The organism is Variovorax sp. 10N420 (assembly GCF_056394705.1).
Genome location: NZ_JBFTIJ010000003.1, coordinates 266,614 through 284,561, shown reverse-complemented (window position 1 = coordinate 284,561; position 17,948 = coordinate 266,614). Strand labels below are relative to the sequence as shown.

Annotated in this window: 14 protein-coding genes; 2 read left to right on the top strand and 12 right to left on the bottom strand. The window is 59.3% G+C overall.

Annotated features, from left to right (window positions below; translation table 11 throughout):
- The first annotated feature begins 154 nt into the window (after positions 1-154).
- Complete coding sequence (locus AC1DEK_RS09400) at positions 155-1,348, top strand: hypothetical protein (protein WP_478124956.1); 1,194 nt, start codon at positions 155-157, stop codon at positions 1,346-1,348.
- Between the two features lie 28 nt (positions 1,349-1,376).
- Here AC1DEK_RS09400 and AC1DEK_RS09395 read toward each other — a convergent pair whose 3' ends face one another.
- The 12 genes from AC1DEK_RS09395 to gmd form a co-directional block, all read right to left on the bottom strand.
- On the bottom strand, positions 1,377-3,002 hold the full coding sequence (locus tag AC1DEK_RS09395) for a hypothetical protein (protein ID WP_478124955.1): 1,626 nt from the start codon (positions 3,000-3,002) through the stop codon (positions 1,377-1,379).
- Positions 3,003-3,582: 580 nt separating this feature from the next.
- A complete protein-coding gene (locus AC1DEK_RS09390; protein WP_478124954.1) occupies positions 3,583-3,954 on the bottom strand; it encodes a GtrA family protein in 372 nt (123 codons plus the stop codon).
- Positions 3,955-3,962: 8 nt separating this feature from the next.
- Positions 3,963-4,910, bottom strand: coding sequence for a WxcM-like domain-containing protein (locus AC1DEK_RS09385; protein ID WP_478124953.1), 948 nt, complete (start codon positions 4,908-4,910; stop codon positions 3,963-3,965).
- A 4-nt stretch (positions 4,911-4,914) separates the two neighbouring features.
- On the bottom strand, positions 4,915-5,850 hold the full coding sequence (locus AC1DEK_RS09380) for a glycosyltransferase family 2 protein (protein ID WP_478124952.1): 936 nt from the start codon (positions 5,848-5,850) through the stop codon (positions 4,915-4,917).
- A gap of 10 nt (positions 5,851-5,860) precedes the next feature.
- Positions 5,861-6,952 (bottom strand): DegT/DnrJ/EryC1/StrS family aminotransferase, encoded by a 1,092-nt coding sequence (locus AC1DEK_RS09375; protein ID WP_478124951.1) that lies wholly within the window; start codon positions 6,950-6,952, stop codon positions 5,861-5,863.
- Positions 6,949-8,316, bottom strand: a complete 1,368-nt coding sequence (locus AC1DEK_RS09370) for a glycosyltransferase (RefSeq protein WP_478124950.1) — start codon at positions 8,314-8,316, stop codon at positions 6,949-6,951. The genes AC1DEK_RS09375 and AC1DEK_RS09370 overlap by 4 nt, the downstream gene beginning before the upstream one ends.
- The gene (locus tag AC1DEK_RS09365) at positions 8,313-9,344 is read right to left on the bottom strand and encodes a glycosyltransferase family 4 protein (RefSeq protein WP_478124949.1); all 1,032 of its coding nucleotides are present in this window, start codon (positions 9,342-9,344) and stop codon (positions 8,313-8,315) included. Before AC1DEK_RS09365 ends, AC1DEK_RS09370 begins: the two co-directional genes overlap by 4 nt.
- A 2-nt stretch (positions 9,345-9,346) precedes the next feature.
- Complete coding sequence (locus AC1DEK_RS09360; RefSeq protein ID WP_478124948.1) at positions 9,347-10,381, bottom strand: glycosyltransferase family 4 protein; 1,035 nt, start codon at positions 10,379-10,381, stop codon at positions 9,347-9,349.
- Complete coding sequence (locus tag AC1DEK_RS09355; RefSeq protein WP_478124947.1) at positions 10,378-11,481, bottom strand: DegT/DnrJ/EryC1/StrS family aminotransferase; 1,104 nt, start codon at positions 11,479-11,481, stop codon at positions 10,378-10,380. Before AC1DEK_RS09355 ends, AC1DEK_RS09360 begins: the two co-directional genes overlap by 4 nt.
- Positions 11,478-12,119 carry an acetyltransferase gene (locus AC1DEK_RS09350; RefSeq protein WP_478124946.1) on the bottom strand — a complete coding sequence of 214 codons (642 nt, stop codon included), beginning with the start codon at positions 12,117-12,119 and terminating at the stop codon, positions 11,478-11,480. The genes AC1DEK_RS09355 and AC1DEK_RS09350 overlap by 4 nt, the downstream gene beginning before the upstream one ends.
- Positions 12,116-13,156, bottom strand: coding sequence for an FkbM family methyltransferase (locus tag AC1DEK_RS09345; protein ID WP_478124945.1), 1,041 nt, complete (start codon positions 13,154-13,156; stop codon positions 12,116-12,118). Before AC1DEK_RS09345 ends, AC1DEK_RS09350 begins: the two co-directional genes overlap by 4 nt.
- Before the next feature lie 420 nt (positions 13,157-13,576).
- Positions 13,577-14,614: a GDP-mannose 4,6-dehydratase gene (gene gmd, locus AC1DEK_RS09340; protein ID WP_478124944.1), complete on the bottom strand. Its 1,038-nt coding sequence runs from the start codon at positions 14,612-14,614 to the stop codon at positions 13,577-13,579.
- A gap of 230 nt (positions 14,615-14,844) precedes the next feature.
- Here gmd and AC1DEK_RS09335 point away from each other — a divergent pair, with 230 nt between their 5' ends.
- A complete protein-coding gene (locus AC1DEK_RS09335; RefSeq protein WP_478124943.1) occupies positions 14,845-17,889 on the top strand; it encodes an FkbM family methyltransferase in 3,045 nt (1,014 codons plus the stop codon).
- The last annotated feature ends 59 nt before the right edge of the window (positions 17,890-17,948 follow it).

The following is a 17,948-nucleotide window of genomic DNA, read 5'->3' as shown; positions in this document are numbered from 1 at the left end:
GTGGGCATGGGCGGGGCTGCATCCGCAGCGCTTGATGCCAAGGCGTCGTTTTCAATCGCTCATCCTCTCGCTCAACATGCTTGGCGTGTTGCCATTCGTGCTCGTCTTGGCGCGCTCAGAGCAATTGTTGGTACTCCCGCTCGTTGCATGTTGCATGCTGGCATTATTCTGGCAGGTGGAATCGTCCGACGGTGTCCCGTTGAAGAGCCTGAAGGCGGCGTTGCTCTTCTTGATCACGTCTGTATTCCTGTTGGCGCATCCGAAGGCGTTGTTCTTCGCGCCGGTCATGCTGGCTTCGGCCTGGCTGGTTTTTCGACACGCGGGCAAGGCTTGGATGATCGGGACCATGCTGGTGGTCGGCTTTGCCGTTTTTCAATCGGTCCAGTACGTCCTTTTCACATCAAGCTGCCCCGGCGCGCCGGCGATGGCGAAAGTTCTCGCGCAGCAAACGCTGGACTTTCAGCTACTCGCCAGTGACAAGCCTTTGTTCTTCAAAGCGGCGGCAAGCAATCTGGTGTCGTCGCTCGGCATGATCCTGGATCGCATGCCGGCGACCCTGGCTTACCAGTCGAATTGGCTGCCGTCCGTCCAGGGCGAATGGATGGGGCCATGGCTCGGCGTTTTCGGAAAGTTGCTCAAAGCGAGCCTGTACGTTCTCGCATTGCTCTCATTCGTCGCTGTGATTGTTCGCTTCGTGATGCAGTTGTCACGCAGGCGGCTCGACAAGGGAGTTCTGCTCGCTACGGCGCTTCTGACGGGGCTGGTGTTGCACGGCATCGTCTACAACAGCAACGCCTGGCACTTCTATACGCCGGGGCTCATCGTGCCGCTGTTGGCCGTTCTGTTGATGCTGGTGCTGCACACGCCTTTCGACGTGCCGAACGGGCTGAGACGGGTTTGCGGCGCTGTTGCGTTCTATTGGATGTCGCTTGCAGCCTCCAGCATGGTTCTGTTGCTGGTCATACAGACGCCCGGGTTGCTGCAGATGGCGCGCATTGGAGACTACGTGATCGGTCCCCAGCCGCTGTCGACCCCAGCATTCGTGCGCGAGGAGGAGCGTGCGCGGCTGTCTGCGCTCGCAAAGCGCTGCAATATCAACGATGGCGACGATCGGCTGGTTGTGGACGGTGCCGCTTACTTCCTGTTCCAGCACGGTCGGCAGCCGATGAATGTGTTCTATGTGTCCGACTATGCCTTCGGGATGGACATCGGACAGAAGCTTCCTGAGTTCCTGAAGAAGATCGACAGTGGCGGCGTGCTTTCGCGCTGTGAGTATCTGCCGAAGGTGCTGTCGGACAAGGCGATCAGATCCGAGAAAATGTGCTGCGTTTCCAGATCGGATTTGTGATTTGTTGTTGGTAGTTGCGAGCTGGCCTTTACTTGACGGGATGGATCTCCAGTTCGTCGAGCCTCGCGGAGAGGCCGTAGTAGTTCTTGTCGACGGCCGAAACGAACTCGACGACGTTGGTACCAGGCTTCAATGCCCCTGAAGGAACCTGCGCGGTGAATCTGTACCCCGGCTGCCAGCCGAGGGCCAATTCAACGCCGTTGATTCGAATGCGGAAGCTGCCCTGAATGGCGGGGTTGGCGATCAGGTCAAAGTTTCCGGTTAGCTCGTAGGGCTTGTCGGTGGGCATCAGTTGGAAAAGCAGAGACGAGCGCTCCTGAGATTTCCAGGTCGCAGTGTCATGATGGAAATAGCCGGGCTTCCAGTCCGCAGGACGCCAGCCATTCCCCTGAATGGGAACCTCCAGACTCCACCATTTGCCAAAGTCCCAGCGGTGGCTCGATCGGGCAGCTTCGGATTCAAACAAGCCTAGATTTCTGCTTCCTGGCTTCCGGTTCAGTATGTTCCGGTAACGCCTTGCGGCCGGTGTGTCGGCCGAAGCAAGTTGTTGACGGTAAGCATCGAGCGCCCTGTCGGGTACAACGTTTCCGTCTTGGTCGATCACGAGCTCGACGGCCTGGGACTTGGCCAGCACGACGTCCTTTAGCGGCTCGGCAGACAAACCGGGGACCGGATCGGCCGCCTTGAATCTCCAGCTGTCGCTCTCTTCAACGCAGTGTCCCTGTCGCAGCAGATCGTCCACGCGCGCCAGGTCGCTGCCCGGCATGAGGCAGATGGTGGGCATGGGGACCGGACGGTCGTAGAGATAGGTCAGCGCTGAGTCCAGGTTGTCGCGCAGAAACCAGACATGCGAAAGCTGATTGGAATAGTCGAGGATGACCAACTTCTTGTCGCTTTGAGCGCCAGCATCGAAGTTCTCGACGATGGTGCGAAGGAGCTTCCGCTGTGCCTCGGAGAGCTTCAGGTAGTGATGAAATTGATAGAGTTGAGCCGCCGCCCCTGCCGTCATCAGGAGCAGCACGGCAGCGCAGGCCAATGCCTTGGACCACCTCGCAAGGCTCATGGTGAGGGCGAGAACAACCAACGCGGCGCCGAAGCTTGCAAAGAGATAGGTGCGCTGGGAAATGAGAACGTGCGAGCCCGAAAACAGATACGGCACATAACCTAGGATCAGCAGTAGCAGGCCCGAAATGGCAATCCGGGTGCGCATGCTGGCGTTGCGAGGCTTGGCGGTTTCGACCAACTCATGCGGGGCAGTGCCTTCGTTGCGCGGAAACAAAAGGGCCGATACAGAGCAGATCAGGCCGAAAGCCAGCAGGTAGAAGAAGCTGTGAAACTCCCCGAGGGCCATGCCCCATGCGTCATACCACCCGCCGGCAAGCGCGCGTACGAAGGCTATCTGGAATAGCTTGGGAAGCGCGTGATAAAGGACACTGAAGGGGGAGTGGCGGTCTGTGATGGACTGCTGATAGGACTCCCCGCCGGACGCCGATGCGTAGGCAACGTACAGCAAATACACGATCCCTGACGCGATCCACGCCAAGGTCGGTGCCGGGTTCTGCCGAATGCTGCGAAGCGTCGCCCTGGCACCGTCGCGGCACCAAAGAACGAAGAGCGGGAGCATGATCATCATCAATGCAACTTCGTACATCATTTGCGCTGCAACCAGGCATGCACCGCCCGCTGTGATGTTGATCCAGCGCGCCCATCCGGCCTGCTGTTGTTGCGCGCGGACCAGAAGGGCCGCACCCAGCAGAAGGACTGCGAGCGACAGATTGATGTGCTGGCTCCGGAACGAAAGCTGCATCGTGTCGGCCGGATAGAGGAGAAAGAGCAGCCCGAAGATCACACCCCATCGTGGCGAGCGCGTCGCGAGTGCAGCAAGACAGGACGCTGCCGCACCTTTCATGATGAGCGTCGCCATCAGCACCCAATGCCATCCATCGAACGAGTCCCGATCCAGCAGGAAACCGATGGCGTGGGGAAACACCGTGAGCGGTCGGAGCCTGTGTGCCTCCAGCAGCGAGTGTGCTTTGACGAACAGGACCGGTCCTTGCGTGGTGAAGACCCCCAGTACTCCCCATTCCTCGATCAGTCCGTGGAGGCTGAAGCCGAACGGCAGCCAGAGAAGCAGGACTAGCAAGGTAGGGGGCAAGGCGAAGCTGAGCCAGGTTCTTCTCATGGGATCATCAAGCGGAAAGTCATCAAGCGGAAAGTCAAACCTCGGAGCTGTCTCAGTGAAACAGCCAGCGGCTTGCCGCGAAAGTCAGAGGGATGGTGATGGCAATGCTTGCAAGTGGCGCGAACTCGGCGTGCAGATGCAGGAGGTCAACCCACACGTACACGATCCCGGCGCCCGCAAGGTACTGAGCCAGATACACCAGCGGCAGCATGGCGGCCTTCTTCTCGCTGCGCGGTGCGCCGAAGACGAAGAATCGGTTGAGCGCATACGCGAGCGCGATCCCGCTGATGAAGGCGAACGCGTAGCTCAACCAGTACGGCAGCAGCTGCAACAGCGCCAGATACAGCAGGTAGGTTCCGAGGGTGTTCACCCCTCCCGAGACAAGAAACCGGAGGAAGGCGGACGAATTGCGCGCGGCAGCCATCGGCGCGATCAGGGCCGAACATCCTTGCCCAGCTTGGCACGCAGGAAGTCGGCATGGTTGCGGATGTAGTCCGAGGCATCGTAGTGGTCCGAAGCGAAGACGAGTAGCACGGCGTCGGGCGAATAACGGTACTGGATACCCCAAGTCATGGGCGGCAGATAGATCCCAAGCGAGGGGCTGTCGAGCTTGAATTCTTCACGCTTCACGCCGTCGTCGGCCACCACGCTCACTTGGCCTTTGACAGCGAGCAGGAACTGATGGCACGTGCGGTGCGCATGCTCGCCGCGGGTTTCGACAGTTGGCACGTCGTAGACGAGAAAGTAGCGCAGCGGTTTGAAAGGAATGTCTCTCTCGAATTCGCCGACTGAGAGGCTGCCTCGCATGTCCGGCACGGAGCGCAGCGTGTGCAGCGTGACGCCGGCGACGGAACTCTGGATCACCCCAGGCGCTTTGGCGCCCTTGGACTCCGGCGCAAGCCGCGTGGACGGAGTGGCATCCACGTATCCGGTAATCCGCGCCGGGTTGCCAACCACGATGGCATTGGATGGCACCGAACGCGTAACCACTGCGCCCGCTCCAATCATCGAGTTGCGCCCGATCGTGATTCCCGCAAGGATTGTGGCGTTTGCACCGACCGAAGCGCCTGACTGGACCGTGGTCCGGGCGAAAGCTTCGGGGTACTGCTTGCTCCTTGGGAACAGATCGTTGGTGAAGGTAACGTTAGGGCCGATGAACACATCATCCTCGATCGTCACGCCGTCCCAAACCTGCACACCACACTTGATGGTGACGCGATCGCCGATCACCACGTCGTTCTCGACGAACACATGATCGCAAATGTTGCAGTCGCCACCGATGCGCGCTTTTGGCAGCACGTGTGCAAAGGCCCAGACCCGAGTGCCCGGACCGACGTGGGTGCTTTCGCAAAGTGCTTGGGAATGGGTGAAGTAGTCCATGGCTTCAGGTCGTCTGGTTGAACTGGTGGATACGCATCGTGATCGTGTGCGGTCGACCTTTCGTGTTCTCGTAGATGCGCCATGCGTACGACCCGACGATCCCGAGACCGAAAAGATTCACGGCTCCGAGGAAGACGATCGTGAGGATCGTCATTGCGTAGCCTGGCACCGAGATGAACCCCATGATCTTGCCGATCGTCACCACCAGGCCAAGCAGGCCTGCCAGGGCAGCCGTGATGCCACCGCCGCGCACCAGGAGACGGATAGGGAGGTCCGTAAATGAGAACACGCTGTCCATCAGATAGTTGACCTTCTTGCGCAAGGTCCAAGCCGACTTGCCGTGTTGGCGCGATCTGCGTGAATAGTGGATCAGCTTGCGCCGAAAACCGAGCCAGAAAAGCTGAGCGATCAGCGAACTGTGGCGTTCGTCAAGCCGAAGAAGGTTGTCACGAAACTCCCTGTTGCAAGCGAAGACGTCGACGCCACCGGGCGGGACCTCGGGCACCACATACCTTCGGTAAAACCACCAGAAGATCTCGGCGGGCAGGCGAGTCATGAAAGGATCGTCGCGCCCCTGCCGTGTACCGACGACCACGTCCACGGATTCGGTGCGCAGCGCTTTGTCCATCTCGAGCACAAGCTCTGGCGGTTCTTGGAGGTCCGCTGCCATGACCGCGTATCGGCCGCTTTCAGAGAGTTCCAGACCGGTGCGGATTGCCGAGAAAGAGCCGAAGTTCCGTGACAACAGCGCGAGCTTGGATGCAAACGGCCGCGCCGGAAGCGCGTCGCGCAGCAGTTCGAAACTTCGATCGGGGCTGCCATCGATGACGAACACTGCTTCCATCTCGCCGCCCAGGTCGCGGTGAAGGCCGCTGACCGCATCGAGCAAATCGGAGATCGAAGCTTCATTTCGATAGACGGGAACAACGAGCGTCAACACTGTCGTGACCTCAACGCACAAAGAACGATCGCACCCCGTCGATCACCCGGGAGCTTTCAGCATCGGTGAGGCCAGGGAAGCATGGCAGCGAGACGACCGTTCGACAGGCGTGCACGCTGTGCTCGAGGATCCCTGTCACCTGCGCCTTGGGATAGGCGCTCTGTAGATGGTCAGGAATGGGATAGTGCACGTCGGTGGCAATCCCCTGCGAGCGCATGTGCTCCCGAAATGCCTCGCGGGCTTCCACGCGCACGACGTAGAGGTGGCCCACATAGTCCTCTTGCACTGAAGGAGGCAGCAGGAGCGGTAGTCCATGAAAGGCACTGTTGTACTTCGCAGCGATTTCTCGACGCTGGCGATTGGCCGCGTCGAGATGGGGTAGTTTTGCGCGCAGTACGGCAGCCTGGATTTCGTCGAGGCGACTGTTGCGGCCCAGTGGAGTCGACACGTGGTACTTGTCGGACCAGCCGTATTGGCGCAGCGTGCGCACAGCTTCAGCCACCGCGACTTCGTTGCAGACGACAGCACCGCCATCTCCCAGAGCACCCAGGTTCTTCGTTGGGTAGAAGCTGAAGCAGCCGACGTCGCCGATGCTTCCCGCCCGTCGGCCATGTCGAGTTGCGCCATGTGCCTGTGCGCAATCCTCGATCACCTTGACGCCGGCGCGATGCGCCAAGGTCACGATTTCTTCGATGTCGGCCATCTGTCCGTAGAGGTGAGTCACGATGACTGCCTTGGGCTTGAGCTCGAGCGCAGTTGCGAGGGCGGCTGTTGCCATGTTCAGCGTTGTGGCTTCGACGTCCACGTACAAAGGCTTTGCGCCTATCGCGTGGATTGCGGTGCTTCCATAAAAGCCCGCATTCGCAACGCAGACCACTCGGTCTCCGGCTGAGACGCCGACAGCTCGCAATGCCATCTCGAGCGCATCAGTACCATTCGCAAGCGTGACGCATTCGATTGCGCCGATGTAGCTCGAAAACTCGCTTTCAAACGCCGTAACCTCGCTGCCCAGGACATACCTGTTGCTTCGAAGAACGCGAAAAATGCCGGACTCGAGATTCAGTCCGGCATTTGCGGCTTGGGCGGAAAAGAGTGGAATCATGGAAGCAGGTCTTGTTCTGGGCCCGGAATGGAGAACGGATCCGGCAGCGGAGACGATTCAGGCAGGGTGCCATCGAGCTGGAACAGCAGAAGCGGTTCGACGATTGCATCCGCCAAGAGCATTTCAGAAGAGGCGCCCCAATCCCGCATTTGTGTCATCAGTCTATCTGCCATCTGGACGAGAGGCTTTGCGGTGGCGATCGGCCGTGTCAGTTGCACGAGATTCTCAGCATAGTTCCTGGCGGTGAATGTGGCTGTCGCCCATTGCTGGCCCCGGACGGCCATTGCGCGACGTTTCTCCGGGTGCATACAAAGAAATTCGAGTGCGTCCATGAGCTTTGGCACCTCGCTCTGGTGAGGAATCTTCAGCACGCAATCGTCCGGCAGTTCGCTATAGAAACTTGTGTCGGTCACGATCACAGCCTTGCCATAGAGCAATCCTTCTATGGCTGTCGCCGATGCCGCTTCGAAGCTCGGCCACCGAAGGCAGCAGGCAATGTCAGCCTCGTTGATGGCAATTTGCAGCCCGGTACTGTCCGTTTCTCCAGCAACAGTCAATTGCACGCCAAGACTACGGGCGAGGGCAATCAACTTGATAGCGTACGCTGGTTCAATACGGCCGCAAAGTCGGTAATGAATCGTGTGGCGCAAGAGCGCGCTGCTCCCAATGGCTTGTATGACGCTCTCGATTCGCTTGTTCGAATTCGCGTGACCGACCGTAATGACATTCACCATGTCTTTGCGCGCGGGACTCGTCGAGCTTGCCTTCACCGCAAATGGTGCGTCATAAGGGAGCGGCACCGCGCGCACGGGGCCCGCGCAGGCACGAGTCACGCGGCGCATTCCCCAATGACTGTGGGATATGACGCCATCCGCCATTGCGCAGACCCACTCGGTCATCGGATAGATGGTGCTCGCATCTTCCATAAACTGATGACCATCGTGCACGTTGAAGAACCGGGTGGCGACCTCCTCGCCATACCATTCCTTGAGGACCCTCAGCGCCTCCTTCGGGCGAGACTGAGCCCAACCCGCGAAAAGATGCGCGACCACGAAGTCATGCAGGCAGACGATTCCAGGCAGGCGATCCAGCCAATGCATGGCGCCGCAGTGAAGCTCGTAGTTGTTCCCGACTTGGTAGACCAGCAGGTCTGCGTCTTGTGTGACGCGCATGACGGCGGCGGTATCGGTCCAGGAGATCTGCTCGACCGTGCACGAATGGTGCAACTCGTCGGCGGCCACGTTCTGTTCCGTCCTCACGATGACGACTTGCTGCTCAAGTGCCTGCAACGCTCGCACGACGAGTGCCGTAACGCGCCCGATGGCCGAGTGGGTGACGAGGGGGCTGAAGATCGCGAACTTCATGAGAGCAATGCCTCGACAGTTGCCGGCCAGGTGACGTTGTACGAGACCCAACAAGCCTTGGCGGCAGCTCCGAAATCGCGGGTACGCTTTGGATTGGCGTACACCATGCTCAATGCCTCCGCGAGGCTTTTCGCGTCGGGCGATGCAACCCAACCCGTGCGGCCATGTTGCGCCAAGCCGAGTACTCCTCCGCTGTCGGTCGTGCTGATCAAGGCCTTTTCGGCCGTTGCGGCTTCCATGGCGACGTAGCTGAACGATTCCTCATCGAAGGGAAGGGAGGCGACTGCCGCTGCGCCGTTGATGTAGGCACCGTATTCGGCGCGATCGAGAAAGCGCAGGTCCAGTTGAACCCGGTCCAGTACGCCAAGGCGCTCCGCAGTTTCATGGAGCCGCGCTGCATCTGCAGGAGAGTCGGGCGGTCCAGCGACAACCAGCCGCACGCTTTTCGAGGCTGTTGCCATGGCCTCTATCAGCAGGTGCTGCCGTTTGGCCGCGTTGACCCTCCCACCTGCAAAAACGTAGCCCTGTGGCTGCCCGCCGATGAAGATCTCCGGATCGTTGATGGGTGCACGCAGCACGGTCGAAGGGAAGCCGTTGTATTTGGCTAGCCGCTTTTGCGTTACGTCTGAAATCGAGAAAATGCGACGGGCGCCACGGAAACATTCGTCGTCGGCGTTCTTGATCACTCGGCGGATGTCAGCGCCGGCGGGGCCTTCCGGAAGATTGGTCTGTCCTGCGTCAAACAGGTCATAGGCTTGGCGGTACTGATGTACCAGCCATAAGGTCTTGCTCGGGTGGGGAATGAGGTACGCCGGAAACTTGAGAGCGATGACATGGTCGACGTTCTGCAGCATCAGGGATCGAGCCATCAGCATTTGCGAAGGTATGCGCGTTGCGGGCTCCCACTGAAACGGAAGCCTGAGGATTTCGGCCTCGTGCCCTGCAATTTCCAGGTTGGTCTTCAGATGAGTAGCCATGGCTTCCGCACCACCAGAGACAAATGGCGCCATGTTGTTGACGACAAGCACTTTCACGCCAACAGCCTTTCCAATACCCGAGACCAACTGATGCCCAACTCGTCGATTCGAGCCTTCGCGTTGGCGCCCATTTGCCGCGCCCCGTTTCTGTCTTCATAGAGGCGGTCCATCGCCGCTGCGAGCGCCCGCGGCTCAGGCTCGCTGACAAGCCCGTTGACTTCGTGGATCACGAACTCCAGCGGCCCGCCTGAATCCGTGCTTGTAAGCGTCGGCTTGCCCGAATGTGCAGCCTCGATGGTGGGATATCCGTAAGAGTCTTCGTCCTCGGGCAGATAGGCCGCCGCCAGACAGTCTGCCAGATAGCCGGCTTTTTCATCTTCGTCGACCCAGCGGTTCTCCACGATCACTCGGTCACTCAGTCCGTGCTCCGCGGCCAATTGGGTCAGCAAGCTCGCGTAAGCGACGCCCGCGCCGAGCCCGCAAAACCGAAGGCGAACTGGTGTACGGCAATACTGAAGAGCTTCGGCCAGAAGATGTTGCCGCTTATGGTCTTCCAGGCGGCAGATGCAGACGATCTCGTCGTTCGATTGGCGATACTGGAATCGATCCGGATGGAGAACTGGGGGAAACAGTGGTTCGCTGTCGATGCCGTTGAAGCGCTTGAGCCGATCGGAAACAACCTGGGAGTTCGAGAACACATGCTTTGCCTCGAGCAATGCTGCCGTGTCGGCGGCTCGCAATGCATCCCGAATGCCTCGATGCTTCACGTCATCCGGAAAATTGCGGTACTCGCTGTCCCAAAGATCGTAGAAGACGCGCAGGTGGTGAATGAACCAAACGATCTTGTGTGGGTGGGAAATCAGGTGGGACTGGGGGCGGAAGCAAATCACACGATCCGCCGCGCTCAAGTCAATGAACCGAAACGCGGCCATTTGCGTGAAAAGATGCTCCGGGGTGTCCACTTCCGGAAGGTAGATGCGCTCTACTTCGTGTCCTGCTTGACGCAGCATGGTCTCGAGCCACTCAACAATATTGCGATAGCCGCCGTTGATGAATGGGACAAAAGATGAGCAGAGCGCAATCTTCATTGATTCAGCGCTTGCGCTAGCGTCGCGGCGATGCGGTCAACGTCCGCTTTCGTCAGGTACTGATGGGTTGGAAGATTCATGCCTCGTTGCGCCCACAGGTCGGCAACCGGGTAGATCGCCTTCTCTTGATAGGGGGGCAGCACATGCATGGGATAGAAAACTGGCCGCGTCTCGATGTCCGCCTGATCCAAGGCAGCCATCACGTTGTTGCGCCGGCTTTCGTCCCCTTCGCGCAGGAAGACGGTGTACATCCAATACACATGCCTCATCCCTGGGTGCGTCACGGGCAGCACCAGCACGTCCTTGAGGGGGGCCAATGCTTCGTCATACAGCCTGGACAGCACCCTGCGATCTTCCAATGCCTGATCGACCGACTCCATCTGGGCCAGACCGATCGCCGCCTGGATGTTGGTCATGCGGTAGTTGTAGCCGACGACAGGAAACCAGTAACGTCTGTTCGGGTCGACGCCCTGTCCACGATAGAGCCGCAGTCTGGCGGCGAGCTCATCGTCGTTGGTCGTGATCATCCCGCCTTCGCCCGTAGTGATGATCTTGTTGCCGAAGAAGCTGAAGGTCGCGCAATCCGCAAGATTTCCCACGCGCTTGCCGTTGACCTCTGCACCGTGAGCCTCGGCTGCATCCTCGAGCACCCAGAGATCATGCTGGCGCGCGATCGCATTGATGGAATCCATATCAGCCGGATGACCGTAGAGATGAACAGGAATGATGCCGCGCGTGCGCTTGGTGATCTTCTTTTCGACTTCCTTCGGATCGATGTTCATGGTGTCGGCGCACACGTCCACCAGCACTGGCGTCGCCCCGCAGTAGCGCACCGCGTTGGCCGTTGCAATGTACGTCACCGTGGGGATGATCACTTCGTCCCCCGGCTGCAGGTCCAGAGCGACCAGCGCTAGGTGAAGCGCTGTCGTGCCATTGTTGGCGGCAATCGCGTGCTTCGTTCCGCAGAACGTGGCAAAGGCTTGCTCGAAAGCGCCTATGTACTTGCCATTGGACGAAATCCAGTTGGTGTCGAGGCAATCAAGGACGTACTTTCGTTCATTGCCCGCAAGTTTCGGTTCTGCGACGGAGATCCGCTTCATTGTGGCTTTGTCCTTTCATTGATCTTTCTGGCCGGCACCCCGGCGACTCGCGAGCCTGACTCAATGTCAGAAATGATGACGGAACCGGCGCCGGCCACAACGTCCCTACCAATGCAAACGCTCGGGATCACCCGACTTCCGATTCCTAGAAACGCGCGCGCTCCGACAGTGACATTTCCGGCCAGAGCGCATTGCGGTGCCAGGTGTGCTGCCTCCCCGACAAGGCTGTCGTGGTCGATGGTTGCAGATGTATTGACAATGGCCAGATCTGAAATGCAAGCGTCCGCATTGATGACGGCTCCGGCCATAACGGCGATGCCCTTTCCCATCTGTACTGATGGGGAAATGACTGCTGTCGGGCTGATGGCATTGACCAGTTCGTACCCCATCCCCCGCGCGGAACCCGCAAGACGTTGACGTAGAGTGTTCGAGCCGACCGCAATAAAAGCCAATGAGTATCCCTCGTCGCGAAGGCGCACCAAGTGGTCATCTCCCTTTAGGACCGGAACGCCGAGACAAAACTCGCCGCTGTCATGCCCTCCAATACAGAAGGCGACCGACATGGATGAAGCCATCAATAGTTCGATGCAGACCTTCGCGTGCCCACCGGCTCCGAGGACAATGACCTCTTGCTTCATGCGCCACCCTTCGCCCTTGTCCAGACGGTCGAGCCGGGACGTGAAAAAAGCAAATTCGTTGAAAAACTGCTTTCGAGCTCCGACAAGGTTATTTCGCTGATAGCTCCAGTTTCCGGATCGATGGCGTTGTAGGTCAACCCAAGATCGTGAAACTGGCGCAGCCAGTCGGCCGTCATGTGTTCTGTTCTTCGCAAGTGAGAAATGCCGAATTCAACAATGAGGGCGATTTCGGGATTGCGTGCAATGGCGCTGGCGGCCCCTTCCACAACCTCGAGTTCCGCCCCTTCCACGTCTATCTTGATCAGATCCACCTTGATGTCGTGTCCAACGACATCATCGATTCGCATCAAAGGCACTTCCACCGGCGCCATAGCGGGCAGGCCGGAAGATGGCAAGGGATACAGCGAGTGATGACCACTGGTCGAACCCAGATGCAGCGCTTCGCTGCCGGTTCGATTTGAGACTGCAACCTGATAGGTTTCGACCATCGAAGAAAACCCATTCATCCAAACAGTTTTGCGCAGGAGATCGTGTGTCGCAGGAAAGGGTTCAAACGCAAAAATGCGGCCCTTTTCACCCACCGCCCGTGCGGCTGCAAGGGTGTGCATACCGATATTCGCGCCAGCATCGACGAATACGTCCCCAGGCTTGAGAATGCGATCGATCAAGAGCCGCGTGCCACGCTCGAGTTCGCCTGTTTCCATGAGGAAAGACACAAGAGCGAAATCGGATGCTGGACACAGCACCGACCCTACGGCAGTGCGCAATAGTAGAGCGTCAGGCCCGCAAGGAACGGCAATTCTGCTTGCTGTGGCCTGGACGAGTTGCTCCAGCCGGTCCAACCGGTCTGAGATGGGCGGCGACATTCGCTCTTTTTCGGGATCGGGGCTCGCCTGATGCCGATTCCGCTGCAGTGATTCACGGACCGACTGAATCTCCTGAAGCACGTGCGTGGTGTGAATCGTGAGCATCCGATCCATGGCCGCCGCTTGTGCTTGCTGATGAGATTCCAGGTCCTGCGCGAGCCTCTGGTGCATTTGCTGCGCTTGCGCCTGCAGGGGGCCAAGGAGGTACGCTCGAAACCGGAAGGCGGCAGGCCGTATGAAGGGTCCGGCTGCTCTGAAAGAGAGCCGTGCCACGTGGCGCAGCGCTCGCTTCACCCTGGACCGAAGACTCGCTGCAGGTGCCGGCGACGGCGATTGGAATGACAACCGATCTGCCTCCAGACCTGGTGAATCCTGAACCTCGGCTAAACGCAGCCTCGCCTTCGAGGACAGCGCCACGCGGATGTCTACTCCCGTTCTCTCAGTGTTTTCTATAGCGTGCATCGAAGATAGGGCGAGCCAACTGCGGCCCGTGACCGCTCCCCCCTTTTCAAGGCGCCAGGGGCTAGGTTGCTGAAGCAGGTGAGGCGCGCCGATCAGGAGTCAATTCGCCCGCGCCCCCGGATGCAAAGGCTAGAACGAGTGCCCTTCAGCATTGCGACGCAGATCGGCTTCCACCATCATTGAGCAAAGCTGCTCCAGTGTCGTCTTCGGCTCCCATCCCAACTTCTCCTTGGCGCGAGCCGGGTTGCCGATCAGCAGATCCACTTCCGCTGGACGATAAAACTTGGGATTCACCCGGACCAACGTCTTGCCGGATTTCACGTCCACCCCAACTTCGTGCTGTTCCTCGCCTTCGAATCGCAGCTCATAGCCAGCGGCCTTGAACGCCATGTCGACAAACTCACGGACGGTTTCCGTCCGGTTCGTCGCCAGGACAAAGCTGTCAGGCTCCTCGGCCTGGAGCATCAACCACATCCCTTCGACGTATTCCTTGGCGAAGCCCCAGTCACGCTTGGCGCCTAGGTTGCCGAGCTCAAGGACCTCGGCCTTCCCCAGCTTGATCTTCGCCACGCCGTCGGTGATTTTTCTGGTGACGAATTCGCGGCCGCGAAGGGGGCTCTCGTGATTGAAAAGGATGCCGCTGCAACCAAAGATGTCGTAGCTCTCCCGATAGTTGATCGTCATCCAGTGCGCGAAGAGTTTGGCTACGCCGTAAGGGCTACGCGGGTAGAAAGGGGTTTCCTCGACCTGGGGGATCGCTTGTACCTTGCCGAACATCTCGGAAGTCGACGCTTGATAGAAGCGGATCTTCGGATTGGTAAGGCGTATGGCTTCAAGGAGATGGAGCGCGCCCATGCCTGTGATTTGTGCCGTGGCATCAGGCTGGTTGAAGCTGACGCCTACAAAACTCTGAGCCGCCAGGTTGTAGACCTCGTCGGGTGCCGCTGTCTTCATCAGCGTCAAAGAACTGCCCAAGTCCGTCAGGTCGTACTCGATCAAGTGAAGGTCAGGGTTGTCCTGGATGCCAAGCTCTTCGATGCGCCAGAAATTGACGGAGCTTGTGCGGCGGTAGGTGCCGTACACCACATACCCCTTGCTGAGCAGCAGCTCAGCCAAGTAGGCGCCATCCTGGCCTGTGATCCCGGTGACTACGGCGCGTTTCTTCATGAAGATCCCTCTTTGATTTGGTTGTCGCGGCGTTCCTTTGCAAGGCCGTCCAGCGCGAGGCCCCAATTCTGCCGCAAAGGCTTGGTACTCTTGGACGCTCGCTTCCAAAGGAAAGCAGCGTTTGCCCGGGTAAGGCATCGCATCGCCGACACGAACGGTTTCACCTTCTGTGGCTTTTTTGCTGCACTGGTCACGAGCTCGCCGTTAGCCAACTCATCCAATGCTCCCCTATGTCCTTCGTCTCATACGCCCAGAATTTTGAAGATGTCATGTTGTGGCGTGCATTGGGGCACCTGTCAGCCGGCTTCTACATTGACGTCGGCGCGTGGTCGCCGGATCAGGATTCCGTGACACGGGCATTCAGCGAAAGAGGGTGGCGTGGCATCAACGTCGAGCCCAATCCGGTCCACTTCAGCGGCTTGGTCGAGCGGCGCCCCCTGGACGTAAATTTATGCGTGGCCTTGGGCGACCGGTTCGGCACCGTAATGGTGAATTTTGTCGGGGATTCCGGTTTGTCCACTGCCAACGAGGAGTTCGCCCTTGGCCATCTGGAGGCCGGCTGGGTCGTAACCCGGCAGACGGTCGAGATGCGCACCCTGGCGTCGGTGTGGCAGCGACACGTTCCCCCTGACCAGGATGTCCACTTCCTCAAAATCGACGTAGAGGGACTGGAGAAGGAGGTGCTGGCCGGCAACGACTGGACCCGACATCGACCTTGGATCGTCGTCGTTGAGGCCACGCTCCCGAACTCACAGATCGAGAGTCACGGGGATTGGGAGCATCTGCTGCTGGAGGCCGATTACTTCCACGTGTACAGCGATGGACTGAACCGGTTCTACGTAGCCCGTGAGCGGGCACAACTGAAAGAAGCCTTCAGGAGCCCTCCCAATGTGTTTGATGGCTTTGTCATGGCCGAGGTCCAGGATCTCCGAGATCGCCTGGAGCGGCAGGAGGCCGAGATGGCGGCCGCTCAGAAACGGGTGATAGTGGCAGAAGCAAGTGCCATCGAAGCGCGGCGCCGCGAACAACGCGTCAGGGCCAGCGCGGACGTCGAACTGAGGCAACTGCGCAAGGTGATCAAGGAAAGGGATCGATCGATCGCAGGGGCGAGTCAGCGCATCGCCGATTTGACAGAGCAGCATCGGGAACTTCAAGCTTCGACGGCATGGCGCGCAACAACCGCGCTCCAGAAGGTCACATCCGTCGTGCCCACACCGCTTCGCAAGCAAGGTGTTCGCGCTCTCAAGCTGTCTTGGTGGATCCTCACTCCATGGCGCATCTCGGAGCGACTGCGGTTCATTCGTGAACGGGGAAGGGGGTCCGCCAGTTGCCTCGACCTGCTGAATGACACTGCGCTTCACGACGCAGCTGGCATGCCGCTGGAGCTCATGCTGTGGCCCAAGCAAGCGCCAGAGCAAATCGTCGACACATGGTCGGCCGCGAGGTTCATCGTCGATTTGCTCCGCACCCGACCGGAAATCCGTGCGCAGTTTCCCGCCGCGTTGTCTGATCCGCAGGCGAGCGGTTTTGCAGAATGGCTGGCCGAAAATGCCAGCGCCCTCGGCCTGCAAGAAGCGGGAAGAGGGGCGATAGAAGAGGTGTTGGAAGAAGACCTCGCCGCGCGAGCCCGCCAGCTTTTTCTCTTTCGAGCCGATATACGTGCCGGCTTGCCGCATGGGCTCACGCCGCCAGGCCAAGCCGGCCTGTTCAGATGGTTCATGCGCCACGGCAGGCAAGAGCTCGATCTGCGATCGGAAGAAATCATGTGGCTGTTGATGCAAGCCGCTGAGAACCCTGCTCTCGAACTTGTTCGGGCCTACCTGTTCACTCCGGACTGGCAAAGGCGTCACCCGGATGCCATGACCGTCTTTGGGCGGGAAGCATTCGCAAAATGGTTTGCGGGCACCCACAAAGTTGTCGACGAAGAATGGATGACGCCGTCAAATTGGCCGGTCGCAACGTCGGCGTCTCGGCGGTTGCGCGAGGCCTATTGGGCGCGCCCAGACTGGCAGGCACTACATCCCGGTGCGTTCGAGACGGATACGTCGGCACGATCCTTCGTTGACTGGCTTCGATCCGGCCCAGATTCACTCCCGGCAGATGCAAGGGCGTGGTGTGCGGCACTCGACCCGCAGAAAACCGCGGAAGAACTCGCGGGCCTTGGCATCAATGTGATCGGACACTTTTGCAGCCCGTCCGGGGTGCGCGTTTCGGCCGAGTCATTGGTGGCCGGCATGCGTGGCGAAGGCATCCAAGTCTCGTTGCGCGATCTGAGAACAGACATTCTTGACGAGCCCAATCATGTCTGCTTCGACGGTCTGGAGGACTTCGATGTGACGCTCATCCACACCCAGCCGGATCCATTCTTCACAGACGCTTACGCGCGAAGCGATCTGCAGGAGCGCTCGCCCGCTACATACCGCATCGCATACTGGTATTGGGAATTTGATTCAATTCCAGAGGGCTGGGTGGGCCGTGCCGAAGGTGTGGACGAAGTCTGGGCCGCGACTTCGTTCGTGGCCAAGGGGCTGCGCGAGCGCTTGCCTGTACCTGTCCTGACGATGTTCCCTGGCGTTCAGCTGGGGAACTATGAGCGTCGCGACCGCAGCTACTTCGGGGTGGAAGAGGGTACCTTCATGTTCCTGTTCAACTTTCACATGAACAGCGTGATGGAACGCAAGAACCCGTTGGGGCTGATACGGGCGTTCAAGGCAGCCTTCGGGCCTCAGGAGCCAGTGTCGCTCGTCCTGAAGACTATGTATGGTCATCACCACCCAGCCCAGATGACGCAACTGCGCGACGCGGCAGCGGGAGCGAGGATTCAGGTAATAGACGAGATGTATACGCCTGACGAAGTACTTTCGTTGACCGACAGTTGCGATGCATACGTTTCGCTTCATCGAAGCGAAGGGCTTGGCCTGACGTTGGCAGAGGCCATGCTGATGGGCAAGCCGGTAGTTGCCACCGGCTTCTCCGGCAATGTTGACTTCATGGACGAAAGCAACAGCCTGCTCGTCTCGTACGAGCTGGTGAAACTCGGCAGAACGATGCCGCCTTACGATCCCGAACTGATTTGGGCGGAGCCTTCAGTCGATCATGCCGCCTCGCTCATGCGGCGTCTCTACGACGAGCCGGAGTTTGCCCGTGAGCTCGGCGCGAGGGCCAGGGCGAGCGCGGAGGCCAGGCTTTCTGTGCAGGCTGCGGGTCAGAGAACGTCCCAAAGGCTGGCGGAGATCAAGGCGGCGCGGGCCGGCAGAACTCAAATCGCAACTTAGAAAGGGTCGAACTGCGGACTTGTTCTAATGTGGGGGGCTGCATTCGTGTTGACTGAGTA